This is a genomic window from Streptococcus shenyangsis (assembly GCF_006385785.1).
Taxonomy (GTDB): domain Bacteria; phylum Bacillota; class Bacilli; order Lactobacillales; family Streptococcaceae; genus Streptococcus; species Streptococcus shenyangsis.
The window spans coordinates 56,197-77,893 of the sequence record NZ_VFSH01000005.1 but is presented as its reverse complement, the minus strand read 5'-3'; the positions used below and the strand labels follow the sequence as shown (position 1 = coordinate 77,893).

Annotated in this window: 15 protein-coding genes and 3 pseudogenes; 15 read left to right on the top strand and 3 right to left on the bottom strand. The window is 39.4% G+C overall.

The features are described 5' to 3' along the window. Positions 1-57 precede the first annotated feature (57 nt). Together FJR77_RS05140 and FJR77_RS05135 are read left to right on the top strand one after the other, a co-directional pair. Positions 58-1,230, top strand: a complete 1,173-nt coding sequence (locus FJR77_RS05140) for a hydroxymethylglutaryl-CoA synthase (protein ID WP_181146604.1) — start codon at positions 58-60, stop codon at positions 1,228-1,230. After that, the gene (locus tag FJR77_RS05135) at positions 1,230-2,504 is read left to right on the top strand and encodes a hydroxymethylglutaryl-CoA reductase, degradative (protein ID WP_140833540.1); all 1,275 of its coding nucleotides are present in this window, start codon (positions 1,230-1,232) and stop codon (positions 2,502-2,504) included. The genes FJR77_RS05140 and FJR77_RS05135 overlap by 1 nt, the downstream gene beginning before the upstream one ends. Before the next feature lie 35 nt (positions 2,505-2,539). On the opposite strand, the gene FJR77_RS05130 is transcribed toward FJR77_RS05135, so the two are convergent. Beyond that, positions 2,540-3,505 (bottom strand): LacI family DNA-binding transcriptional regulator, encoded by a 966-nt coding sequence (locus tag FJR77_RS05130; protein WP_140833538.1) that lies wholly within the window; start codon positions 3,503-3,505, stop codon positions 2,540-2,542. Then, positions 3,486-4,940 carry a sucrose-6-phosphate hydrolase gene (locus FJR77_RS05125; protein WP_140833536.1) on the bottom strand — a complete coding sequence of 485 codons (1,455 nt, stop codon included), beginning with the start codon at positions 4,938-4,940 and terminating at the stop codon, positions 3,486-3,488. Before FJR77_RS05125 ends, FJR77_RS05130 begins: the two co-directional genes overlap by 20 nt. A gap of 361 nt (positions 4,941-5,301) precedes the next feature. Here FJR77_RS05125 and FJR77_RS05120 point away from each other — a divergent pair. The 3 genes and pseudogenes from FJR77_RS05120 to scrK all read left to right on the top strand — a co-directional run. Continuing rightward, a pseudogene (locus FJR77_RS05120) lies at positions 5,302-6,661 on the top strand (sucrose-specific PTS transporter subunit IIBC); the annotation flags it as partial. Between the two features lie 62 nt (positions 6,662-6,723). After that, positions 6,724-7,182: pseudogene (locus FJR77_RS10510) on the top strand (PTS sugar transporter subunit IIA); the annotation flags it as partial. 141 nt (positions 7,183-7,323) lie between these two features. Beyond that, positions 7,324-8,211 (top strand): fructokinase ScrK, encoded by an 888-nt coding sequence (gene scrK / locus FJR77_RS05115; protein WP_000164309.1) that lies wholly within the window; start codon positions 7,324-7,326, stop codon positions 8,209-8,211. A 42-nt stretch (positions 8,212-8,253) separates the two neighbouring features. Here scrK and FJR77_RS05110 read toward each other — a convergent pair whose 3' ends face one another. After that, positions 8,254-8,871 carry a TVP38/TMEM64 family protein gene (locus FJR77_RS05110; RefSeq protein ID WP_000076168.1) on the bottom strand — a complete coding sequence of 206 codons (618 nt, stop codon included), beginning with the start codon at positions 8,869-8,871 and terminating at the stop codon, positions 8,254-8,256. Between the two features lie 186 nt (positions 8,872-9,057). On the opposite strand from FJR77_RS05110, the pseudogene FJR77_RS05105 reads away from it, so the two are divergent. From FJR77_RS05105 to metE, 10 genes and pseudogenes are all read left to right on the top strand, one after another. Further along, positions 9,058-9,333 (top strand): annotated as a pseudogene (locus FJR77_RS05105) (DUF6261 family protein); the annotation flags it as partial. 179 nt (positions 9,334-9,512) lie between these two features. Next, entirely contained in the window at positions 9,513-10,649 is a 1,137-nt protein-coding gene (locus FJR77_RS05100; RefSeq protein WP_140833533.1) for an AbiH family protein, read from the top strand. 154 nt (positions 10,650-10,803) lie between these two features. Further along, positions 10,804-12,375, top strand: coding sequence for a type I restriction-modification system subunit M (locus FJR77_RS05095; RefSeq protein ID WP_140833531.1), 1,572 nt, complete (start codon positions 10,804-10,806; stop codon positions 12,373-12,375). After that, positions 12,365-13,360: a virulence RhuM family protein gene (locus FJR77_RS05090; protein WP_140833529.1), complete on the top strand. Its 996-nt coding sequence runs from the start codon at positions 12,365-12,367 to the stop codon at positions 13,358-13,360. Before FJR77_RS05095 ends, FJR77_RS05090 begins: the two co-directional genes overlap by 11 nt. Then, positions 13,360-14,508 (top strand): restriction endonuclease subunit S, encoded by a 1,149-nt coding sequence (locus tag FJR77_RS05085; protein WP_140860063.1) that lies wholly within the window; start codon positions 13,360-13,362, stop codon positions 14,506-14,508. Before FJR77_RS05090 ends, FJR77_RS05085 begins: the two co-directional genes overlap by 1 nt. A 119-nt stretch (positions 14,509-14,627) precedes the next feature. Beyond that, on the top strand, positions 14,628-15,140 hold the full coding sequence (locus FJR77_RS05080) for a restriction endonuclease subunit S (protein WP_231840204.1): 513 nt from the start codon (positions 14,628-14,630) through the stop codon (positions 15,138-15,140). Positions 15,141-15,196: 56 nt separating this feature from the next. Next, positions 15,197-18,241, top strand: a complete 3,045-nt coding sequence (locus FJR77_RS05075; protein WP_140833527.1) for a type I restriction endonuclease subunit R — start codon at positions 15,197-15,199, stop codon at positions 18,239-18,241. A gap of 123 nt (positions 18,242-18,364) precedes the next feature. Next, positions 18,365-18,769, top strand: a complete 405-nt coding sequence (locus FJR77_RS05070; protein WP_140833524.1) for a YbgA family protein — start codon at positions 18,365-18,367, stop codon at positions 18,767-18,769. Beyond that, complete coding sequence (locus tag FJR77_RS05065; protein ID WP_140833523.1) at positions 18,753-19,115, top strand: TIGR02328 family protein; 363 nt, start codon at positions 18,753-18,755, stop codon at positions 19,113-19,115. The genes FJR77_RS05070 and FJR77_RS05065 overlap by 17 nt, the downstream gene beginning before the upstream one ends. A 244-nt stretch (positions 19,116-19,359) precedes the next feature. Then, on the top strand, positions 19,360-21,609 hold the full coding sequence (metE, locus tag FJR77_RS05060) for a 5-methyltetrahydropteroyltriglutamate--homocysteine S-methyltransferase (protein WP_140833521.1): 2,250 nt from the start codon (positions 19,360-19,362) through the stop codon (positions 21,607-21,609). Positions 21,610-21,697 lie beyond the last annotated feature (88 nt).

Genomic DNA, 21,697 nt, shown 5'->3' with positions numbered 1-21,697 from the left:
TTTGTGATAAAATAGTATAGAACGATTTTTTACATGAATGATAAAACAGAGGTAAATATGACAATCGGTATTGATAAGATTGGTTTTGCAACCAGTCAATATGTCTTGAAATTACAAGACTTAGCAGAAGCGAGGGGAATTGACCCTGAAAAATTAAGCAAAGGACTCTTGCTCAAGGAATTGAGTATTGCGCCTCTAACTGAGGACATCGTGACCTTGGCGGCTAGTGCAAGTGACTCTATTTTAACTGAGCAAGAGAGAGCAGAAATTGACATGGTCATTGTGGCTACCGAGTCAGGAATTGACCAGAGTAAGGCTGCGGCCGTCTTTGTGCATGGCTTGCTTGGCATCCAGCCCTTTGCTCGTAGTTTCGAGATTAAAGAAGCCTGCTATGGAGCGACAGCTGCCCTTCATTATGCCAAATTGCATGTGGAAAATTCTCCAGAGTCCAAAGTTTTGGTTATTGCCAGTGATATTGCCAAATATGGTATTGAAACTCCAGGAGAACCAACTCAGGGTGCCGGAAGTGTGGCAATGTTGATTACACAAAATCCACGCATTATGGCCTTTAATAATGACAATGTAGCTCAGACTCGTGACATCATGGATTTTTGGCGTCCAAATTACTCAACAACTCCTTATGTAAATGGTGTCTATTCTACTCAACAATATTTGGATAGTTTGAAAACAACTTGGCTTGAATACCAAAAACGCTACCAGCTTACTTTGGATGATTTTGCAGCTGTTTGCTTCCACTTGCCTTATCCTAAATTAGCGCTAAAAGGCTTGAAAAAAATCATGGATAAGAACTTGCCTCAAGAGAAAAAAGACCTCTTGCAAAAGCATTTTGACCAGTCTATTCTCTACAGTCAGAAGGTAGGGAATATCTACACAGGATCCCTCTTCCTTGGACTCTTGTCTCTCTTGGAAAATACAGATAGCTTGAAAGCTGGGGACAAAATTGCCCTTTATAGTTACGGAAGTGGGGCTGTGGCTGAGTTTTTCAGTGGTGAATTGGTTGAAGGTTATGAAGCTTATCTGGATAAAGACCGCTTGAACAAGCTCAACCAACGAACTGCCCTGTCTGTTGCTGACTATGAAAAAGTCTTCTTTGAGGAAGTAGACTTAGATGAAACAAACTCAGCCCAGTTTGCTGGCTATGAAAATCAAGAGTTTGCCTTGGTTGAAATTGTCGACCACCAACGTCGTTATAGCAAGGTTGAAAAATAATGAAGATAAGTTGGAATGGATTTTCTAAAAAATCATACCAAGAGCGCCTCGAGCTGTTGCAAGCTCAGGCGCTCCTTAGTCCTGAGAAGCAAGCGAGTCTGGAGCAGGATGAACAAATTAGTGTGACTGTCGCAGACCAGCTGAGTGAGAATGTGGTAGGAACTTTTTCTCTGCCTTATTCTATCATTCCAGAACTTTTGGTGAATGGGCAGGACTATACAGTTCCCTATGTGACAGAAGAACCCTCAGTAGTTGCTGCAGCCAGCTATGCCAGCAAAATCATCAAGCGAGCAGGTGGCTTTACCGCTCAAGTACATCAGCGCCAGATGATCGGTCAGGTAGCCCTTTATCAAGTTGCTGATCCTGAACAAGCGCAAGAGAAGATTACTAACAAGAAAGCGGAGCTCTTAGAACTTGCCAATCAAGCCTATCCTTCTATCGTTAAACGTGGAGGTGGGGCGCGTGATCTGCATGTAGAGCAGATTAAAGGCGAAACAGACTTCCTCGTTGTTTATCTCCATGTCGATACGCAGGAAGCCATGGGAGCAAATATGCTCAATACCATGCTGGAAGCCTTGAAGCCAGTCGTAGAAGAACTCAGTCAGGGACAGAGTCTCATGGGTATTCTGTCTAACTACGCGACCGATTCTTTGGTTACTGCAAGTTGTCGCATCGCCTTTCGCTATTTGAGCCGTCAAAAGGATCAAGGACGAGAAATTGCAGAGAAAATTGCTTTGGCGTGCCAATTTGCGCAAGCTGATCCTTATCGAGCAGCTACCCACAATAAAGGGATTTTTAATGGTATTGATGCCGTTTTGATTGCAACTGGTAATGACTGGCGTGCTATTGAGGCAGGGGCTCATGCTTTTGCCAGTCAAGACGGACGCTATCAAGGTCTCAGCTCTTGGCGTCTAGACTTGGAGACAGAAGAATTGGTCGGTGAGATGACTTTACCCATGCCTGTAGCGACCAAGGGTGGTTCTATCGGCCTCAACCCTCGTGTAGCCCTCAGTCATGAGCTACTGGGAAATCCTTCTGCCAAAGAATTAGCCCAGATTATCGTGTCTATCGGGCTTGCCCAAAATTTTGCGGCCCTCAAAGCCTTGGTGAGCACAGGAATCCAGCAAGGACACATGAAATTGCAGGCCAAATCCTTGGCACTCCTCGCAGGTGCCAGTGAATCCGAGGTAGCTCCTCTAGTCGAGCGCCTCATCGCGGATAAAACCTTTAACCTAGAGACAGCCCGGCGCTATCTCGAAAACTTAAGATCATAAAAAACTCAGACGAATTGGTCTGAGTTTTCTTGTACTTAAATACTTTTTCCTGGCAATAATGTAACTGGTAAGAAATAACCAGTAGTAGCAACCTCTTTGCCTTCAATTTTTTGTAAGAGCAAATCAACTGTTAGGCGAGCAATCTCTTCCAAGGGTTGTTTAATGGTAGTGAGGTGAGGGTAGAAATTCTCAATAAAATAAGTCCCGTCATATCCGATAACTTTTAGTTGTTCAGGAACAGAGATACCAAGCTCCTGAGCAATTTTAATAACCAAAATAGCAGTCAAATCATCAGAGGCGAAAATCGCATCTGGTTTTTGTTTGGTCAGGATATTTTTAATTTCCATTTCCTTGCGTAGGGGTGAAAAGTCACTGGAAACATTGATAATAGGAGCCTTTGGCAAGATTGAAGCAAAACCAGCATGACGAAGTCCAGTTGGTGAATTGGAATTGTCATTTCCTGTAATCATGATAATAGATTTGGCTCCAGTTTTAGCCAAGGTCTGAGCGGCTAGAACTCCACCAGCATAGTTGTCAGAAGAAACGACAGGTATGTCTGGTGATAGGTTACGGTCAAATGAAATGATTGGAGCCGTCACGCGATTGTAATCCTCAATCCCAAGGTTGTGACTTCCCGAAATGATGCCGTCCACCTGGTTGGCTTCTAGCATTTCGATGTACTCGCGTTCTTTTTCTGAATCATGCTCACTATTACAGATGATGGTCTTGTAACCTTTTTTGAAGAGTTCGTGTTCCAATTTATCAATCAATTCAGCATAGAAAACATGGCTGATTTTTGGGAAAATCAAACCGATTAACTTGGCGGATTTACCTTGAAGACTGCGAGCTAGGTTGTTGGGTTTATAGCCCAGCTCACGCATAGCATCTTTAACCTTTTGAATAGTTTTTTCTGACAGGTAGCCTTTTTTATTAATAACACGTGAGACAGTAGTTGGGCTGACGCCTGCTAGTTCTGCGACATCAGTTAGTTTTGCGACCATATTCTAATTCGTAGTATGTTCCAGTTGGGTTTCCAGATTTAATGAGGATTCCATTTTGATCTTCGTGAGGGAAGACACGACCAGAAAATACTTTTTCTCCTTTATTGATAAAGATTTCAAAGACTGAGTTGTCGATGAAGATATTGACAGTAGTTGCTTGATTAGTAACTGAGCAAGAGCGAGTAGTTCCAAATTCTTGAGCATATTGTTCTCCAGCTTGACTACGATCAACGGTTACTTGGCCATTGACAAGGTCAAAATTGATAGATAGCCCCTTGCCGTCTTTATCAGCAAGAAGGACAATTTCACTTTGGCTATTAGCTTCTATATTAAGCTCAAGTTCGTAGGTATTTTTGGTTTCAGAACGATTTGAAAATTCCTCTTCTGAAGCACGAAGATCCTTGATAGCTGCTACAGGGTATTGATAGAGTTTGCCGTCTTTAATGGTAAGTTCTTTTACCAATGAGAAGGTTCCTTGGTGATCAAAACGATCAGATGGATAAGACACATCCGGTAAACCAAGCCAACTAACAGCAAGGGCACGTCCATCAGGGGCATTGAAGGCTTGAGTGGCATAGGCTTCAAAACCATAATCGAGGTTGTGTAGTTCAGACACATCTACCATACGAGCATTTTCTGGATCAAAGGAAGTGCCGATTTTATACATGTTTGGATAGATATTGTCATAGTCAAGAACCTTTTTATCCAAACCTTGTGGGCAGTAAAGAAGGACAGGTTGTTCTCCGACAAAGACTAGATTTGGGCACTCCATCATATAAGCAGTACGGTCATTGTTGAAGTCCAAATCACCAACTTCTTGCCAGTTTGTATAATCATTTTCGATAGCCTTATAGAGACGGACAAATCCTTTTTTGTCCAAATCTTGACCACCAACGATAGCGTAGTATTGTCCTTTAAAGTTAAAAATCTGTGGATCGCGGAAGTGGTCAGTAGCATCAGCAGGCTGATCAATCAAGATTTTATCAATCTTTTTAATCTTTCCATCCTTGTCCACTAAGGCACCAATCTGGTAAGGATGGCGAATCCAATTTTCATCACGAACATTTCCAGTATAAAAGAGGAATAATTGTTCTCCAAACTGCATAGCAGATCCTGAGTAAGCACCGTGGCTATCTAAAGGAGTATCAGGTAGAACCTTAACTCCAGTTTCTGAAAAATGAACTAAATCATCACTTTCAAGTTGTACCCAAGATTTTAAACCATGAGCTGCACCAAAGGGAAAGTTTTGGTAAAAGACAACCCACTTGCCATCGAAATATGAAAAACCATTTGGATCATTTAAAAGACCCTGCTTGGGTTCGATGTGATAGCTTGTATGCCATGGAGACTGAGCCATATTTTCTTTGATTTGTTTAATTTCTTCTTGTGTCCAATCTTCATAACGTCTGTAACGACGTTCAGTAGTCCATTCCATTTCTATTTCCTCCATAAATTCTACTATCTTAATAGTAAACGTTTCCTTATAAAAAAGCAAGTCTTTTACACTAAATTAAAGAAAAAAATGTCAAACGATTGACAGAATCTAGGAACGTAATTTTATGAAAAATGATGAAAATATGAAAGCTTTTGAAAACTTTAAAGTAAAAACCTTGATTTTAGAGGGTGTTATGGCTGTGTTGATGAAAAAAATAGCAAAAACAATCAAAAAATAAAAAATAGCAATTTTTTTCTGCAAAACGCTTGACATATTTTTGAAAGATGATAAAATAATACTCGTAGGGCGAGTAAAATCGCTTTCATACAAGAATAAATTTTTTATAAGGAGATTTTTGCAAATGAACAATCAGGAAATTGCAAAAAAAGTCATCGATGCCTTGGGCGGACGTGAGAATGTTAACAGTGTAGCTCACTGTGCAACTCGCCTCCGTGTTATGGTAAAAGATGAAGCGAAGATCAACAAGGATGCTATCGAGAGCTTGGAAAAAGTTCAAGGTGCTTTCTTTAACTCAGGTCAATACCAAATCATCTTTGGTACTGGTACAGTTAACAAGATGTACGACGAAGTTGTAGCTCTTGGTTTGCCAACATCATCTAAGGATGAAATGAAGGCAGAAGCTGCTAAACAAGGAAATTGGTTCCAACGTGCGATCCGTACTTTCGGTGATGTTTTCGTTCCAATCATCCCTGTTATCGTAGCGACAGGTCTCTTCATGGGTGTGCGTGGTCTTTTCAACGCTCTTGAAATGCCGCTTCCAGGTGACTTTGCAACTTACACACAAATCTTGACAGATACAGCCTTTATCATCTTGCCAGGTTTGGTTGTGTGGTCAACTTTCCGTGTATTCGGTGGAAATCCAGCTGTTGGTATCGTTCTTGGTATGATGCTGGTTTCCGGTTCACTTCCAAATGCTTGGGCCGTTGCTTCTGGTGGTGAAGTGACTGCTATGAACTTCTTCGGATTTATCCCAGTTGTTGGTTTGCAAGGATCTGTTCTTCCAGCCTTCATCATCGGGGTTGTCGGAGCTAAATTTGAAAAAGCTGTCCGCAAGGTTGTTCCAGATGTGATTGACCTCTTGGTAACACCATTCGTGACACTTTTGGTCATGTCTATCCTTGGACTCTTTGTCATCGGACCAGTCTTCCATGTTGTTGAAAACTACATCCTTCTTGGAACAAAAGCTATTCTTAACTTGCCATTTGGTCTTGGTGGTTTCTTGATTGGTGGAGTTCACCAAGTTATCGTCGTATCAGGTGTTCACCACATCTTCAACTTGCTTGAAGTTCAATTGCTTGCTGCTGACCATGCTAACCCATTCAACGCTATCATCACAGCTGCTATGACTGCACAAGGTGCTGCAACTGTAGCAGTTGGTGTGAAAACTAAAAATCCAAAACTTAAAACTCTTGCTTTCCCAGCAGCCCTTTCTGCCTTCCTAGGTATTACTGAGCCTGCTATCTTCGGGGTTAACTTGCGTTACCGTAAACCATTCTTCCTTTCATTGATCGCTGGTGCAATCGGTGGTGGATTGGCATCTATCCTTGGTCTTGCTGGTACTGGTAATGGTATCACCATCATCCCTGGTACAATGCTTTATCTTGGTAATGGACAACTTCCACTATACCTTCTTATGGTAGCTGTATCATTTGCCCTTGGTTTTGCCCTTACTTATATGTTTGGTTATGAAGATGAAACTGATGGAGAATCAACTGTAAAAAAGCCTGAAATTAGCGAAGAAGTAGTAGAAACTGCATCTAAGCTAACAGACGAAACAATCCAAACTCCTATCGTTGGTGATGTTGTCGCTCTTGCTGATGTCAATGACCCAGTCTTCTCAAGTGGAGCTATGGGACAAGGTATTGCTGTGAAACCTAGCCAAGGTGTGGTTTATGCACCAGCTGATGCTGAAGTTTCAATCGCCTTTCCAACAGGACATGCCTTCGGTTTGAAAACAACCGATGGTGCTGAAGTTTTGATCCACGTTGGTATCGACACTGTAACAATGAACGGTGACGGTTTTGAAGCAAAAGTTGCCCAAGGTGACAAGGTGAAAGCAGGAGATGTTCTTGGAACATTTGACTCAGCTAAGATTGCCGCTGCAGGACTTGACAACACAACTATGGTTATCGTGACAAACACTGCAGACTTTGCTTCAGTAAATCCAGTTGCTTCTGGATCAGTTGCTAAGGGTGACGCAGTCATTGAAGTTAAAGCTTAATAGATTCATAAAAACGAACAAATGTCATGTTTGTTCGTTTTTGATTGAATGGTAAAATTTACAGAGGAAAATCTAAAATATTGAGCAATTTTCAGTCTGGAAATATGCTATAATAAAGAAAATAAATACAAGAGGTTAATCATGACAAAACTATACGGAAGTTTGGAAGCAGGCGGTACAAAATTTGTCTGTGCTGTCGGTGATGAAAATTTTAACGTTGTAGAAAAAACACAATTTCCAACAACAACTCCAATCGAAACAATCGATAAAACCATTGAGTTCTTCTCAAAATTCGATAACCTTGCTGGTCTTGCAGTTGGTTCATTTGGTCCGATTGATATTGATAAAAACTCAAAAACTTATGGCTTTATCACAACAACTCCAAAACCAAACTGGGCAAATGTGGACTTGCTTGGTGCCCTTCGTCGCGCCCTAAACGTGCCAATGTACTTCACTACAGACGTAAACAGCTCTGCTTATGGTGAAGTGGTTGCCCGTAACAACGCTGGTGGTCGTATCGAAAACTTGGTTTACTACACAATCGGTACAGGTATCGGTGCAGGTGTCATCCAACGTGGTGAGTTTATCGGTGGTGTTGGTCACCCTGAAATGGGTCACTACTATGTGGCTAGACACCCAATGGATATTGAAAAAGAGTTTAAGGGTGTTTGTCCTTTCCATAAGGGATGTCTGGAAGGCTATGCAGCTGGTCCAAGTTTGGAAGCTCGTACAGGTGTACGTGGGGAAAATATTGAACTCAATAACCCTGTTTGGGATGTTCAAGCCTACTATATCGCTCAAGCTGCGGTTAATGCGACAGTGACTTTCCGCCCAGACGTGATTGTCTTTGGTGGAGGGGTCATGGCTCAACAACACATGCTGGATCGTGTCCGTGAGAAATTTACAGCTCTCCTTAATGGCTACCTACCAGTACCAGATGTGCGTGACTACATCGTAACGCCAGCAGTCGCAGGAAATGGTTCTGCTACTCTTGGGAACTTTGTCCTTGCAAAAGAAGTTTCAAAATAAAGTACAAAATCCGCTTGGGCAACCAAACGGATTTTTTATGTATCAAAGCATTTGCCAGAAGAAGTCGATAATATAGGTCAGACCGTAGGTATAAACCACGAGGGTAAAGGGTTTGGTCAGAATGATGATGGTCATATAGCGCTTGAAACTCATCTTGGTTAAGGCAGCCAGCATACAGAGAAAGTCAGCGGGGCTAATCGGCCAAATCATCATAAAGATAAAGAAACGGTCAAAACGATTACCCTTATCAAGCCAGCCGATATACTTGTCATAGGTGCGCTTGCTGACGACAGACTGGACAAAGGCGGCCCCATAGAGTCGCACCAGATAAAAGATAATGGCACAGCCAATCACGATGCCGATATAGTTGTAGATAGTCCCGATGATGTGGCCGTAGATAAAGACCCCTGCCACTGAGGTCAAGGCTCCAGGAATGATAGGGACGACTGTCTGTAAAATCTGTAAAAAGATAAAGAGAGGTGGCCCCCAGATACCTGCCTGCTGGATAAAGGCAGAGAGGGTTTCCTTGGACTGTAAAATCCCAGCCTGATAAGCCCAAATACAGAAAATCAAACTCCCAACCCCACCGACAATCGATGAGATATTGATAACTTGCTGCAGAAGGGGAGAAACAGCTTTCATTTGTTTATCCTGTGACATGTAAACTCCTCATAGATAGTATAACTCTACTATACCATATTTTGGAGTAGAAAGGGGGAATGATTGTTTTTGATGAGGAATGGATAGTGAATAGACCTTCGAGACTTAGAACATGTCTCTTTCCTAAAGTTTAAATTTATTCTAGGTTTAGAACAATCGTCATTCCATGAATTTAAAAGTATTCTACTGCTGACGGTGGTGGTCAATGCTCAAGAGGAATATGACCAAGTGGAAAGTCAGGTGCGTGCGCATAAGTTTACCAAGGAAGTCGGCAAGACTAGACAAGTCCGCACCGAACTAACCAGCATCTACGACCTCTTTATGTGCTATACTGTAGCCAGTGCAGAAGCCTATCCTGAAAAGGAGCACTTGACTCAACTCCTCAAGGAACTCAATAGCATCAGAGATAGCAAGCGCCGTCTCATCACTAGTAGCAAGAAAGATAAAAAGACCAAACCATAAGAACCAGGCCAAGCAGCAGGATAAAGACAACCCCTTAGAAGCGGAATTCTAAGGGGATTTTTGTGGTTTCGTGGTATAATGTTAGAGAAAAAGACTGAAAAAATATATGTTTCTGTTATAGTGGAAGTGATAAAAAAGTGTAAAAGATAATCCAATTATAATAGATAAGAGGAAATTTTATGGCAGATACAATTTTAATATTGGGCAACGGGTTTGATCGTGCGATGAACCGAGATACAAGGTATACCGATTTTATTGAGTTTGAAAAACAATTATTTTCTAATCCAGATGATGAGTTACTGGAGTTTCTAAAAGCTAAAAATATTAGTATTGAGAAATACAAAGATAATTTATATTTGAAATTTATCAACGAAAACAAAGATACTCTTGGAGATAATTGGTCTAATCTTGAAATCATGATCTCCCAACTAGCGGATGCAATAATGTATTTTAAAGAGAATATGAAATTACTATATGATTTATCAGATATACATCCAGTTAGAAAAAGTAGAGATAGTTTGAAAAATGAAACTAATTTCAGCGCAAAATACTTTATTGCAGAGGTATTCGCTCCACTCTACAGTCACTATGAATGGAAGTTTTTGGATAGAGATTTGGTATTGAATAAATTAAATTACATTTTTATCGAACAGTTAAATTTATTAACAGAACTATTAGAAATTTATCTGTCGTATTTAGATTTTGATATTCGAAGGATTGAAGCAAGTTCAACAGCTCTAGATGCAATATCTGATTTGTCAAATTCCTCTGTTTTAAACTTTAATTATACTAATACATCAGGATATTTATTTGGGACTTATGAGGAGAGAACTCATTTCATACATGGCCGAATTGATTTAGATAGACCCTTCAGTCGAATCAATACTATGGTCTTTGGAATTGAGGACAAAGAAAATGATGTCAACAGTGATTTAATTCCTTATCAGAAATATTACCAAAGAGTTGTTAAGGAAACTGGAAATAAATTTGAAGAATTTTTTAAACGAACTTTCTATGATATAGGTGATGCATTCGGTGGTCAACTTCCAAATTCAAAGAATATTATTGTTTTTGGTCACTCGGTTGATCCTTTGGATAAGGAAATATTTCAAAAATGTTTTGAATTAGCAGAGAATGGAAAATATATTTATCGATTTGTTTTTACTTATTTTGATGAGCCTGCTAAACGTTCGATTATTAAGAATCTTGCAATCATTCTTGGTAAAGCAAAATTGGTAGAGTTAACAGGAAAACGAAATCTTGTATTTATAAAGAGTGATGATAAGGATGGTATGAAAAATGTTCTACTATCTTAATAAAATCAAAAAATAGTTGAATTTATAGAATAAAATTGTAAAATCTTAATCTAAAAACATTTCTATCCCACTCGCTCTTCTCGCTTCGAGTGGGTTTTCTTAAAATATGATAAAATAAAAGAGATAATACATTTATTTAATAAGGGAAGTGAAAATGGCAAGTAAAGAAAATGCAGAACGCAAGGAACTGCATCGTAAGATTTGGGCGATTGCGGACGATGTTCGTGGAGCTGTAGATGGTTGGGATTTTAAACAATACATTTTAGGAATCCTATTCTATCGCTTTATTTCAGAGCATATGGCTGATTATTTTGACCGCGCTGAGCATGAGGCTGGGGATTTAGAATTCCGTTATGCTGAATTGAGTGACCAAGAAGCTGAGCAAGATTTTAAACCAGGGACAGTTGAGGATAAGGGATTCTTTATCCTTCCGAGTCAACTATTTGAAAATGTAGTCAAGAATGCCTCGAAAAATGAAAATTTAAACGAAGACTTGGCCAATATTTTCCAAGCTATTGAGAAATCAGCGATTGGCTTCAAATCAGAGGATGATATCAAAGGTTTGTTTGATAACTTGGATACACGAAGCAATATCCTTGGTGGAACTGTTCCAGAAAAAAATAAACGACTTTCTGACATTCTAAATGGTATCAATAGCATTAACTTTGGTAACTTTGAGAAAAATGACATCGATGCCTTTGGGGATGCTTATGAGTTCTTGATTTCCAACTATGCAAGTAATGCAGGAAAAAGTGGGGGTGAATTTTTCACACCTCAGACAGTCTCTAAACTATTAGCTCGTCTAGTGATGGTCGGCAAGGACAAGATTAACAAGGTCTATGACCCAACATGTGGTTCAGGCTCTCTCCTTCTTCAAATGAAAAAACAATATGAAGACCATATCTTAGAGGATGGTTTCTTTGGTCAGGAAATCAATATGACCAACTACAACTTGGCTCGTATGAATATGTTCTTGCACAATATCAACTACAATAACTTTGATATTAAGCGAGGAGATACCCTTTTAAATCCTCAGCATTTAGAAGAAAAGCCATTTGATGCTATCGTTTCTAACCCTCCGTATTCTGTCAAATGGGTGGGAGATGGAGATCCAACTCTAATAAATGATGACCGCTTTGCGCCAGCTGGTAAGCTAGCTCCTAAGTCAAAAGCTGACTTTGCATTTATCATGCATAGTCTCAATCACTTGTCCAATAAAGGTCGAGCAGCTATTGTATGTTTTCCAGGAATTTTCTATCGTGGAGGAGCTGAAAAGACTATTCGTCAGTATCTAGTAGATAACAACTTTGTTGAAGCGGTTATTTCCCTTCCAGACAATCTCTTCTTTGGAACTTCTATTGCGACCACGATTTTAGTTCTAGCGAAGAATAAAGTTGAAAATAAAACACTCTTTATTGATGCAAGTAAAGAATTCAAAAAAGAGACCAATAACAATGTCTTGACGGATGACAATATTGAGCACATTATTGAATTGTTTACTAATTGTCAAAGCGTAGACTATAAAGCGGCTCTCGTTGATAATGATGTGATTGGTTCAGAGCAGGATTATAACTTATCTGTTTCAACCTATGTCGAACAAGAAGATACACGTGAGAAGATTGATATTGATGTGCTCAATCAAGAAATTTCAGAAACTGTAGCCAAGATTGACCACTTGCGTACAGAGATAGACAAGATTGTAGAGGAATTGAGCTATGGTAAATGATGTGATTCTCTATAGGACAGATGACGGCGAGTCCGCTATTGAACTTCACTTGAATAATGGAACGGTCTGGCTGACCCAACAAGAACTAGCTGAGCTCTTTCAAACTTCCAAGCAAAATATTAGTAAACATATCAAGGCTATTTTTGAAGATGGAGAATTATCGGAAGAGGCAACTGTCAACTATAAGTTGACAGTTCAAAATGAGGGGAATAGAAGTGTTCAGCGAAATGTCGCCTACTATAATCTCGATATGATTTTGGCGATTGGTTATCGAGTTCGATCTCCTCGTGGCATTCAGTTCAGACTCTATGCTTCGACAGTCTTGAAAGAGTATCTGATTAAGGGCTTTGCCATGGATGATGAGCTCTTGAAAAACTTGGGTGGAGGCTCTTACTTTAAAGAACTTCTTGAAAGAATCCGAGATATCCGCTCAAGTGAAAAAGTCTTTTACCGTCAGGTCTTGGATCTCTTTGCTACATCAAGCGACTACAATGCAAATTCACCAGAGGCAAAGAAATTCTTTGCGACAGTTCAAAACAAGATGCATTATGCTATTCACCACAATACTGCGAGCGAACTCATCTACAATCGTGTTGATAGTGAAAAGGAGTTTATGGGCTTGACTACTTTTAAGGGAGACCTTCCTACTTTATCCGAAGCAAAAGTTGCCAAGAACTACCTGACAGAAAAAGAACTCCGTGGACTTAATCAGCTTGTATCAGGATATCTAGACTTTGCTGAAAGACAGGCAGAGCGAGAAGAAATCATGACCATGGCTGACTGGGTGGCTCACGTAGATCGTATCCTTCAGGCTACTGGGGAAGACTTGCTAGCTAACAGTGGTTCTATCTCTCGTGAACAGATGAAGCATAAGGTGGATAAGGAATATAAGAGCTACCAAGCCAAGACCCTTAGTCAAGTTGAAAAAGATTACCTCAAAGAAATCAAAAGTATTGAAAATCTAGCCAAGGAAGGAGGTAAGTGATGAACATCCTAGAAGAAATCCAGAACTGTCCCGTTGAGTGGAAAGTACTTAAAGATGTTGCTATATTGAAGAATGGAAAGGATTGGAAAACTCTTCCAAGTGGGGAAGTACCAGTATATGGAAGTGGTGGAGAAATGGGAGAATTTGTCTCAGATTATTCTTATGACAAACCAACAGTTTTAATTCCTAGGAAAGGTTCTATTTCTAACTTGTTCTATATAGAAAAAGCTTTCTGGAATGTTGATACCATTTACTATACTGAGATTGATGAAAATCAGATTATTCCAAAGTATTTTTATTATTATTTAACAACTGTCAAATTGGAAGAAATGGCAACTAATCCAACAAGACCTAGTTTGACTCAAGCTATTCTTGATAAAGTTAAAATCCCCATCCCTCCTCTAAAAATTCAAGAGAAAATCGTGCAAACACTTGACAAATTTACTGATTATGTTACAGAATTGACCTCACGTAAAAAGCAATATTCTTATTATCGAGATAAACTCTTATCTTTTGAGGATGAGGTTTATCAGGTTGAGTGGAAGACTATTCAAGATATTTCTGTTAAGATTGTTACTGGAGTAACGCCTAAAAAATCATGCGAAGATTATTATCTTAAAGGTACTATTCCTTGGCTTAGAACAAATGAAGTAAAATTTAATACAATAACAACTACAGAAAAATATGTTACTGAGAAAGCTGTTGAAGAAACAGGTTTAAAATGGATACTGCCAAATAGCATAATTATTGCAATTTCAGGAGCAACTGCTGGTAGAGTTGCGATGAATAGTATTCCTTTAACAACTAATCAACATTGTTGTAGTATTAGTGTTGATGAAAGAATAGTAAATTATAAGTATTTGTATTATTGGTTGGTTAATCAAAATAGGCAGATATTGAGTTTGAAACAAGGTGCACGTGGGGATATAAATATGAGTATGATTAAATCATTGAAAATCCCAGTTCCATCTCTTGAAATACAGTCCCGTATTGTTCAAGTTTTAGACAACTTTGATACGGTTTGTAATGACCTCAACATCGGACTACCTAAGGAGATTGAACTTCGTCAAAAACAGTATGAATATTTTAGAGAAAAACTCTTGACATTCGTCGCCGAAGGCGAGTACACTGAGAGTAGAGTAGAGTAGAGTAGAGTAGAGTAGAGGAGTGGGACAACTCCGCTATTATCAAACTTTTACAGTGGGTATTTGGACCAATTCGAGTGAAGGTGGGAGCAGTTGCAGAATATAGTCAAAAGAGGATTAGTGTGACAGATTTAACTCCTGAAACTTATGTTGGAGTTGATAATTTGTTGCAAGATAGAAAAGGGAAAGCAGTTGCTACATTTTTACCTGATCAAGGAAGTGTTACAACCTATAATCAGGGTGATATATTGATTGGTAATATCAGACCTTATCTCAAAAAAATTTGGTTTTCTAATCAAGTTGGTGGGACAAGTGGAGATGTCTTGACAATTCAAAATTCTATTACCCCTTGTATGGAAAATAAATATTTATATTATATTTTGTCAGATGATCGATTCTTTTATTATAATGTGCAATATTCAAAAGGTTCTAAGATGCCCCGAGGAGATAAGAAAGCTATTATGCAATATAAGTTTATATTGCCATCCATTACAGAACAAAAAAGAATCGTCTCCATTCTTGACAATTTTAACACCCTAACCAACTCTCTTTCTGAAGGTCTTCCAAAAGAAATCGAACTAAGACAAAAACAGTATGAATACTGGAGAGAACAATTATTAAACTTCACTAGATAAATTTTTGAATCATTTTGAGAAAGAATCTCAATTAATACAATAAAAGGAAGCATACTATGGTTGATTATTCAAAAGTACATGAAGTAATTGTGGAAACAAATGAAGGGATTCTCTTGGCTGAGTATCAACCAGAGTATCGCACAGATAGAGAATTTAAGTCTGAGGCAGATTTGGAAAGACAATTGCTTATGGATTTAGTCAATGGTCTCAATTATGAACGATTGGATATCCATACACCTGCGGAGCTTTTAGCGAATGCAAAGGTCCAAATTGAAAAGCTTAATAAGGTTACGTTTACGGATGCTGAATGGCAACGTTTTGTAGTCGAGTATTTAGACTGTTCCAATGAAGGTTCGGTTGAAAAGACACGAAAAATCCAAGAAAATCATATCTATGATTTTGTCTTTGATGACGGACGGATTAAAAATATTTTCATACTCGACAAGAAAAATATTCACAACAACAGCATGCAGGTCATCAACCAAGTGACACAAGTGGGGAGCCATACCAACCGTTATGATGTGACCATTTTAGTCAATGGTCTTCCGCTAGTTCAGATTGAATTGAAGAAGCGGGGAGTTAGTCTACAAGAAGCCTTTAATCAGGTTCACCGTTATAGTAAGGAAAGCTTTAACAGCGAAAATTCTTTGTATAAGTATGTTCAGATTTTTGTGATTTCGAATGGCACTTATACACGCTACTTTGCAAATACAACAGCTCAGAATAAAAATCACTATGAGTTTACCTGTGAGTGGGCAGACCGTAAAAATAAGACTATTCACGAATTGGAAGATTTTACTGTTACTTTCTTAAGCAAGCGTGTCCTCTTGGAAGTTTTGACCAAGTATTGTGTTTTTGATGTGGATAATACCTTGCTCATCATGCGCCCTTATCAGATAGCAGCTACCGAGAGTATTTTGAGAAAAATTCATTCCTCTAATGAGATGAAGAATTTTGGAACAATCAATGCTTGTGGCTATATCTGGCATACGACAGGGTCAGGGAAAACCTTGACCAGCTTTAAGACTGCACGCTTAGCGACAGAGTTGGACTATATTGACAAAGTGATATTCGTTGTAGATAGAAAAGACTTAGACTATCAAACTATGAAGGAATATCAAAAATTCCAACCAAATTCAGTCAATGGTAGTAACAATACAAAAGAACTACAACGCAGTATCGAAGAAAATGATGATCGAATCGTTGTCACAACTATTCAAAAGTTAAATAAGTTTATCACTGCAAATCCTAATCATGAAGTCTATGCTAAGAAATGTGTCTTGATTTTTGATGAGTGTCATCGTTCTCAGTTTGGAAAGGCTCAAAAGCGCATTAAGAAGGCTTTTAAACAGTACGCCCTATTTGGATTTACAGGGACACCAATTTTCCCAGAAAATAGTTTAACGGGAGAAACAACTCAAGAAGTTTTTGGGGAGCAACTTCATAACTACGTTATCACGGATGCTATTCGAGATAAAAAAGTCTTGAAGTTCAAGGTTGATTACAACTATATCAAGCCTGAAATCAATAAGTATAGAGAAGCTGAAAAAGCAGTTGGCCGAGAGATTGAAGAGAAGAAATTCAAAAAGATGGAGAAGGAGCTACTTTTACATCCAGAACGGATAGCAACCATCACAGAATACTTACTTCGTGTGTATAATACAAAAACACACCGAAATCAACACTATACTCATAAACAAAAACAATTGTCTGGATTTAATGCTATGCTGGCTGTACAAAGTATTGAAGCAGCAAAATTATACTATGAAGAACTCCAACGACAGCAAGCAGCTTTACCAGAGGCTAAGCGTTTGAAAGTTGCGACTATCTTTAGCTTTGCACCTAACGAAGAACAGTCAGCTTATGGAGAAATTCAAGATGAAGAGCTAGAACCTCAAGATACAGCCATGCCTCTAACTTCTAAAGAGTTTCTTTCTAGAGCGATTGATGATTATAATCACATGTTTAAGACCAACTTCTCAGCTGATGGGAAGGAGTTTCAAAATTACTATCGTGACCTTTCCAAACGCGTTAAATCTAAGGAAGTGGATTTGCTGATTGTGGTCGGTATGTTCTTAACGGGATTTGATGCGCCGACTATGAATACACTCTTTGTCGATAAAAATCTACGTTATCATGGTTTGATTCAAGCCTTCTCGAGAACCAATCGGATTTTTAACAAGGTTAAACCTTTTGGGAATATTGTTTGTTTCCGTGATTTAGAAAAGGCTACGCAAGAAGCTATTAAGACTTTTGGAGATACCAATAAGCTTGAAATCATCTTAGAAAAAAGTTTTAGTGAATATATGGATGGTTTCGTGGATCAAGTAACGGGTATAGAGGTCAAAGGCTATACTGCGGTTTGTCAGGAAATTCTGGAAAGATTCCCGAATCCGCAAGAAATTGAAACAGAGCATGATAAGAAGGAGTTTGTTAAGTTATTTGGTGAGTTGTTGAAGCTTGATAATGTTCTTCGAAATTATGACGAATTTCAAGAAATCAACAAACCTATTTCAGAAGGTTATCTTCAGGATTTAAGAAGCACTTATGTGGAAATTCGAGATGAATTTTTGAACCTTAAAAATTATGAAAAGACCAAGGACTTGGATGTTGATCTTTCAGATGTTGAATTTGAAATTGAACTCTTAAAAACAGATGAGATTAATCTGGACTACATTCTTGCATTGATTGTTGAAAAATCGAAGAATTCTGAGTCCAAAGAAGCAATGAAAGCAGAAGTTAGTCGTGTGATTCGTTCTAGTATCGATATTCGTGCTAAAGAAGAGTTGGTTATCGGCTTTATCAATGACACTGATTTGCAAAAATTGAAAGACCATGATGGGATTATCAATGCTTTCTATGAATATGGCAAGGAGCGCAAGAAAATCGCAATCCATGATCTAGCTGAGTCTGAGAAACTTGTAGCTGATTACCAATTATTCATTGATAAATCAATTCAACGAGGCTATGCTGAAAACAGTGGGACTGATTTAGATTCTATTATTCCACCCACTTCTCGTAGACAGGGAGCACGTGAACGGAAAAAGCAAGAAGTTTTGCGTAAGATTCAGTTGTTAGTAGAGACTTATTCAGGTATCTAAGGATTCTTGACTAAGATTTATTAGAAAAATCAGGCTCTACAACCCCCCCTCTTTATTCGCTCATTTTTAAGATACAACTTTGTTTCCATATTTCCGGGGAACTAGTAGAAAGTAAGGAGAAATATGGAAAATAACAACCAACGTGCCCTTTGCCAGCAACTCTGGGCTAGAAACAAATACCTTGTTTTGAGTCATTCTAGCAACATTTACAATGAGATCCGCCAGTATCTCAAGCAAGAAGTGGTGGAGGTGAGTATGGTTCAAGAGATGATTGACCGTGCCTGTCAAATCCCAGAACACAGGGGTCAGGTTTGCAATGCCTTTCAGCATATTTGGGGCTATTTTAAAAAGAAAGCGACAGATGCTGAGCGTGAGGACTATATGATCTTGCTGGATCGCTACCGATTTGGTCAGGCTTCTAAGGAAGATGTGATTGCTAAGACGAGAGAGTTGCTTGATCGCTACCCCAATACCTACTTACAACATTCGACATTATTGAAAGGAGACTCCCATGAGACTTTGGCATGAGGCTTTGATTTCACAGCTTCCTCGTCCTCAACTTTTGGGACAGCATCGAGAGTGTTGTGCCCTGCGTGGCAATGGCTGGGGCAGAAAGCATGCAACGGTGGACTATGTCTTTACTCACTCGCCCTATCGTCTCTATGCCTATCATCGCTTGATCATGAAGGAAATGGCTGACCGTGGCTATAATGTCAGTTCAGAGTGGCTGGACAAGAACTACCGCGGTAAGACTTGCCCTTCTTATCAAGACTTAGCAGAGGAAAAGTTGACTAGTCCTATATACAGCGAACATGACGTTGCCTACTATGAGGAGTGTTTAGCTAATCTCCGAGAGAAGGGAATCAACATATAGTCTTTTCTAATAACAAGCCATAGTCACTTATAAGAATTACTAATAACGTGTTTGACCAGTCTAACTGAAATATAGTTAAAAAACAAGCTACACAAAGGATTTGAGGCATTTGTCTCAAGTCTTTTTCTTTTGTCTAAAACGGAGATATAGTTTCAAACTATATCAAATCCTAATTTTTTACAATTATACAGATGATTTCTTTTCTGTTAAGATAGTTTCAACAACAAATTTTGGAGGACACATCATGTCAACTACAATCATCGGTTTCCCTCGTTTGGGCGAATTCCGCGAATTAAAATTTACAACTGAAAAATACTTTAGAAAAGAAATCTCAGAAGAAGAACTCTTGGCAGCAGCAAAAGACTTGCGTGCTAAACACTGGAACATTGTAAAAGAAAAAGGCATCACTGAAATCCCATCAAATGACTTTTCTCACTATGACAACTTCCTAGATGCAGCCTTCCTTTTCAACGTGGTACCTGCTTCAGTTCAAAATTTGGACTTGTCTGATCTTGAGCGTTACTTCGCTTTGGGACGTGGTTACCAAGGAGAAAAAGGGGACGTTCGCGCCCTTCCAATGAAGAAATGGTTCAACACCAACTACCACTACATCGTTCCTAAGTTTGAAAAAGACACTCAAGTAAAATTGGCTGGTCACAAAATCTTCGATGAGTTCCGAGAAGCCAAAGAACTTGGATTGAACACTCGCCCAGTTCTTGTAGGTCCATTCACTTTCCTTCAATTGTCAGATTTTGAAGAAGGCGTGAAAGCAGAAGACTTCGTAAACAGCTTAGTTGCTGCTTACCAAGAAGTTTTTGCTAAATTAGCTGAACTTGGTGCGACTCGTATCCAACTCGACGAAGCTGCTCTTGTAAAAGATTTGACAGCCGAAGAAAAAGCTCTCTTCTTGAACCTCTACAACAAACTTTTGGCTGACAAAAAAGGTCTTGAAGTCTTGCTTCAAACTTACTTTGGTGACGTTCGTGACGTTTACTCTGACCTTGTAAACTTGCCAGTAGATGCGATTGGTCTTGACTTCGTTGAAGGTAAGAAAACTCTTGAACTTGTTAAAGGTGGCTTCCCAGCTGACAAGACTCTCTACGCAGGTATTGTTAATGGTAAAAACATCTGGCGTAACAACTACGAAAAGAGCTTGGCTGTTCTTGAGCAAATCCCAGCTGAAAACATCGTTTTGACTAGCTCATGCTCACTTCTTCATGTGCCATTTACAACTGCTAACGAAGAATTTGAACCAGCAATCTTGAACCACTTTGCCTTTGCAGTTGAAAAATTGGATGAGATTCGTGATTTGGATGCTATCCGCAATGGTCAAGGAGCAGAAGCTCTTGCAGCTAACAAAGAACTCTTTGCGACTGAGCGTGTGGGTGAAAATGCGGAACTTCGTGCGCGCATCGCTGGTTTGAAAGACGCAGACTACACTCGTTTGCCAGCATTTGCAGAACGTGAAGCTATCCAAGAAGAAGCTTTCAAACTTCCAGCTCTTCCAACAACAACTATCGGTTCATTCCCTCAAACTAAAGAAGTTCGTGCCAAACGTTTGGCTTACCGTAAAGGTGAATTGTCTCAAGAAGAGTACGACGCTTTCCTTGCTGAAACGATCGATGAATGGATCAAATGGCAAGAAGATATTGACTTTGATGTCCTTGTTCACGGTGAATTTGAACGTAATGACATGGTTGAGTACTTCGGTCAAAACTTGTCAGGTTACCTCTTCTCTAAAAATGGTTGGGTACAATCATACGGTATGCGTGGGGTGAAACCACCAATCATCTGGGGTGATGTAACTCGTCTAAACCCAATCACTGTTAAATGGTCTAGCTATGCACAAAGCCGTACAAACAAACCTGTTAAAGGTATGTTGACTGGACCTGTTACCATCCTCAACTGGTCATTCCCACGTGAAGACATCTCTATCAAGGATTCTACTCTTCAAATTGCCCTTGCTATCAAGGACGAAGTGCTTGACCTTGAAGCTGCTGGTGTGAAAATCATCCAAATCGACGAGGCTGCTCTTCGTGAAAAATTGCCACTCCGTCGTAGCGACTGGTACGAAGACTACCTTGACTGGGCTATTCCTGCCTTCCGCTTGGTACACTCAACAGTAGCGCCAGACACACAAATCCACACTCACATGTGTTACTCAGAATTTACAGATATCATCCCAGCTATCGACAACATGGATGCGGACGTTATCTCATTTGAGGCAAGCCGTTCAAATCTTGAAATCTTGGACGAACTCAAAGCGAAAAACTTCCAAACCGAAGTGGGACCTGGGGTTTACGATATCCACTCACCTCGTGTGCCAAATGAAGGCGAAATCGACCACACAATCGAAGCTATCCTTGCTAAAGTGCCAAGCAAGAAAGTTTGGATCAACCCTGACTGTGGTTTGAAAACACGTGGTATTCCAGAAACAAAAGAAAGCTTGATCCGCCTTGTTGAAGCAGCTAAAGCTGCGCGTGAGAAATTGTAAGACAAGATTTCTCTAGAAGCACTGTTTGGTCAATCTGCCTGTTTCACTCGGATTCTAAGAGTCCAGCTAACTAAAAAAATCAACTAGA